Origin of the sequence: Stieleria sp., assembly GCF_041595215.1 — a bacterium.
Classification (GTDB): Bacteria; Planctomycetota; Planctomycetia; order Pirellulales; family Pirellulaceae; genus Stieleria; species Stieleria magnilauensis.
On sequence record NZ_JBFHKV010000703.1, the window covers coordinates 1 to 4,668 of the forward strand.

General features: G+C 57.6%; 2 protein-coding genes. Both read left to right on the top strand.

Annotated features, from left to right (window positions below; translation table 11 throughout):
- Positions 1 to 1,185 (top strand): alpha-L-rhamnosidase C-terminal domain-containing protein (locus ABX749_RS22775; protein WP_372898008.1); only part of this gene is annotated, 1,185 nt, incomplete at its 5' end.
- 30 nt (positions 1,186 to 1,215) lie between these two features.
- Entirely contained in the window at positions 1,216 to 4,605 is a 3,390-nt protein-coding gene (locus tag ABX749_RS22780; RefSeq protein WP_372898010.1) for a sulfatase-like hydrolase/transferase, read from the top strand.
- Positions 4,606 to 4,668 lie beyond the last annotated feature (63 nt).

Sequence of the window (4,668 nt, forward strand, 5' to 3'; positions counted from 1 at the left end):
CACCAACGCGCATCGACCGGGCGACATCTTGCGGAAATGCTGAGCGAAAATGGGAACCACATGGCAACGGGTTTCTTGGGCACCCGTCCGTTGCTGCCCGTTCTATCAGCCTCCGGCCAACAGGATCTAGCGACGTTCCTGTTGCAGTCACGCGAGTTCCCTTCTTGGGGTTACGAGATTGCAAATGGTGCGACGACCATTTGGGAACGCTGGGATAGCTACACCAAAGAAGACGCGTTCGGCCGTCACAACGCGGCGATGAATTCCTTCTCGCACTATGCGTTCGGAGCGGTTTGCGAATGGATGTTCGCCATCTTGGCCGGCATTCAGTCGGACGGCCCCGGTTTCAAAAAGATCATCGTCCGGCCGACTCCGCCGTCACCGGGAAGCAACGCGATGCACGAACCGATCGATTGGGTCCGTGCATCATACGATTCGATTCGTGGCACGATCCGCAGCGATTGGAAAGTCGATGGTGATGCGTTTCATCTGCAGGTCTCGATTCCCGCGAACACCACCGCGACCGTTTATCTGCCGACCGATGATTCGGCGAGCATTACGGAAAGCGGCAAGTCTTTGGAGGAAAATCCACACGTCAAACTCGTTCGCACGGAACCCAATGTAGCCGTCCTGTCCATTCAATCGGGAAGCTACACGTTTGTCGCCAGCAGCGGCCTCGCACCCGCCACCCGTGCGTTAAAAACATCCGAGCCCAAAGACAACTCCATCAATCCCGATGGAGTTGATCTCGCCGACGCGAAGAAGCTTGCCTCGTGGGACTTCACGAAGCCGGCGGACGTCGCCAAATGGTTCGATCGAAAGAGCGTCGAGATCCAGCAGCGAAATGGCAAGGCGTACCTCGTCGCGACAGGCGAGGATTCGCAGATGGCCGTGCGTCTGAATCAACCCGCCACCGGAAAGCTGGTGATCGAGTTGCGTGCGATGCCCGCCAAGGGAGCCACCAGTCAGTTTTTCTGGGCCACACCGGGCCGAGGATTTGTGGGTCACAAGCAGAGCAAGCGAACGCTCCGCGAAACAGAACAGGTGAACGCGTACTTGTTTACCATCACCGACGGTGAGCCGGTCGGAAAGATTCGCTTCGATCCGTTTGCAACCTATGACAAATATGCCAACGCCGGCGAAATGATGATTGAATCCATCGCGGTCTACCGACTCGCCGAATAGCTCAAACCACGCACCGCTAACGAGCCATCCATGAACCTGTTTCAACAATCCGGTTTTCTCAAAGTTTTCATTTGCCCGTTGCTGCTTGTCGTGGCGACAAGCCAAAGCGTGTGGGGACAGAATGCAGGATCAAAGCCGAACGTTGTGTTTATTCTTGCCGACGACCTCGGCTGGAGTGACACGACGCTTTATGGCACGACCAAGCTGTACAAAACGCCGAATATCGAGCGACTGGCGCAGCGAGGCATGACATTCACTCGAGCCTATTCGTCCAGCCCGCTGTGTTCACCGACGCGGGCCAGCGTCTTGACCGGGCTGAGTCCCGCACGGCACGGAATCACCGCACCGGTATGCCACCTGCCGAAGGTGATTCTGGAGCCGAATCAGGCGACCAGTGGACCGCCGAATCGACCAGCCACGCTTCCCGAGTCGGTCTCGCGGCTGGACACGAAGTACTACACGCTGGCCGAAATGTTCCGAGACAACGGCTATGCGACGGGGCACTTCGGCAAGTGGCACCTTGGTCCAGAGCCCTACTCGCCCCTGGAACACGGGTTCGATGTTGACGTTCCCCACCATCCCGGCCCTGGACCGGCAGGCAGCTACGTGGCTCCGTGGAAGTTCAAGGACTTCGATCACGATCCGGACATTCCGGACGAGCACCTTGAAGACCGCATGGCCAAAGAAGCGGTCGCTTTTTTGGAACAACACCAAGACGAACCGTTCTTCCTGAACTACTGGATGTTCAGCGTCCATGCTCCGTTCGATGCGAAGCAAAAACTGATCGACGAATACCGCAAGAAAATCGATCCGAACGATCCACAGCGCAGTCCGACCTATGCGGCCATGATCGAGAGCATGGACGACGCCGTTGGGACTCTGCTCGACACGCTTGACCGGCTGGGGATTGCGGAAAACACGATCATCATTTTCGCGTCCGACAACGGCGGAAACATGTACAACCTCGTCGACGGAGGCACTGCGACCAGTAATGCGCCACTTCGCGGCGGCAAAGCGACCATGTACGAAGGGGGTGTGCGGGGTCCAGCGATCGTGGTGCAGCCGGGATCGATCAAAGCCGGTTCACGAAGCGATGAAATCATCCAAAGCAACGACTTTTATCCGACGCTGCTGGAGATGCTTTCGGTCGACGCTCAGCCGAATCAGGAATTTGACGGCGTCAGCATCGTTCCGGCGCTGCAGGGGAAAGCACTGGATCGTGATGCGATCTTCACCTACTTTCCGCACGCCCCCGGCGTCCCCGATTGGCTGCCGCCGGCGGTCAGCGTCCATCAAGGCGATTGGAAACTGATTCGCCTTTTCCACGCTGGTGAAGACGGGAAGCATCGTTACAAGCTGTTCAATCTGAGCGATGACATCGGCGAACAAAACAATCTCGCAAGCAAGTTTCCAGAGCGTGTGGAACAACTGGATCAAGTGATCGAGCAGCACCTCGTCGAAACCAAGGCGGTTCGCCCGTTGCCCAATCCTAAATTTGATCCGTCAAAATACGACGTGACTCAAGAGGGCAAGGCAAGTCTAAAGGGTGGCGCCAACGCTGCGAAAAAATCTAGGGCAAAACCGTCTGGTAAGCCTGTCGCGGGGTGGCAACCCGGCGGCACCTGCACCCTGTCGACTTCCAACAATGGGCTCGTCGTCCAGAGTACCGGCGGCGACCCGTTCTTCAGTCACGCCTTCCCCGAGGCAATCGACGCATCGTCCTTCACGTTGCATCTGACAATGACTTCGAATTCGTCCGGCAAGGGACAAGTCTTCTGGCAGGAACAGGGTGCAGGCCCCTTCAAAGCCGACCGAAGTGAATTCTTTGACGTTCAACACGACGGCCAGCCGCATGAGTATGCCATCGCATTCACGGTGACGAACCCATTGCTGGCCGTGCGAATAGATCCATCGCGAGGTCCGGGCAAGATCGAACTCTCCGAGATTCGATTGGTCGGCAACGACGGAACAACGCACTACCGATTCCAGACACCGAAATCGCCTCCCGTTTCGTCCCGCAGCGACAACCATGATCGGAAGCCGAACGTCATCGTCATCTACACCGACGACCATGGTTACGCCGACCTGAGCTGTCAGGGTGTTTTCGACGATGTCAGGACGCCCAACATCGACAAGCTTGCTGCGGGCGGAGTCCGGATGACCGATGGCTACTGCACCGCCCCGCAGTGTGTTCCCTCACGCGGAGGACTGCTCAGCGGCCAATACCAGACAAAGTGGGGCCTGGAGTCGAATCCGCAATTCCAGGACGCCGCGACCATGAAGCGTTTTGCCGAACTGGAAACCATTCCCGAGCGTCTCAAGCAGGCGGGTTACGTCACCGGCATGGCCGGCAAATGGCACCTTGGGCCGAGCAAAGCAGATGCGATTGCGGCACACGGATTCGACAAAGCGTTTCATAAGAACAGCAACGGGGCGGGCCATTGGAACATGAACTTGGACGGCGAAGACGTCGGGCCCGAGGAGCAAAAGGGTGGCGGCTACCACATCGATATGATTTCACAGTTTGCGTGTACGTTCATCGATCGCTTTCACGACCAGCCCTTCTTCTTCTATCTCGCTTGCCGGGCACCACACGTACCGCTCGACGCACCACAACAATACCTCGACCGCTTTCCCGGCGAAATGCCGGAGCGTCGACGGCAGGCACTGGCGATGATTTCGTCCATTGACGACGGCGTCGGCCGAATTGTTGCAACGCTTCGCAAACACGAACTCGAAGAAGACACCTTGATCTTCGTCATCAGCGACAACGGCGCACCGCTGAAAATCCACAAGCTCGACGCACCGGGCGGAGGTCCCGGTTGGGATGGTTCATTGAATGATCCCATGAATGGTGAAAAGGGGATGCTGACCGAAGGCGGCATCCGGGTTCCGTTTGTGGTGCACTGGAAAGGGACGATCCCCGCCGGTCAGGTCTATTCGCAACCCGTGATCACGCTCGATGTTGGTGCAACCGCGTGCTCATTGGCCGGGTTGCCCGAGGATCCAAGCCTGGACGGCGTCAACTTGATCCCTTTCCTGACAGGCCAAAAGCAAGGCAGCCCGCACGATGCCTTGTATTGGCGCTGGCTGGGCCAGTCGGCGATCCGAAAAGGAAACATCAAATACCTTCGCTGTGATGACCGAGAGTATCTCTTCGATTTGGAGAAGGATTTCGAAGAGACCAACGACCTCATGACGCGTTCTCCTGAGCTGGCGGCATCGCTTCACGCCGACTTGAAAGCCTGGGCCGCCACACAGTCTCCACCCGGCATCTGGGCCATGCAGTCCGCCGCCATGAGCAGTCAAGCGGCGAAGTACTTTGACTGGTACGTCGACGGGAAACGAGACGTGGCGCCGCCGACGACAAATCGGAGACAGCCACGAACCGGGCGCAAAAGCAAGACGCCCAACCAGTGAACCGCACATTGCTCTCATCCTGAAACACTTCCCCAAGGCTGTCGACATGTTTTCACGACCTGG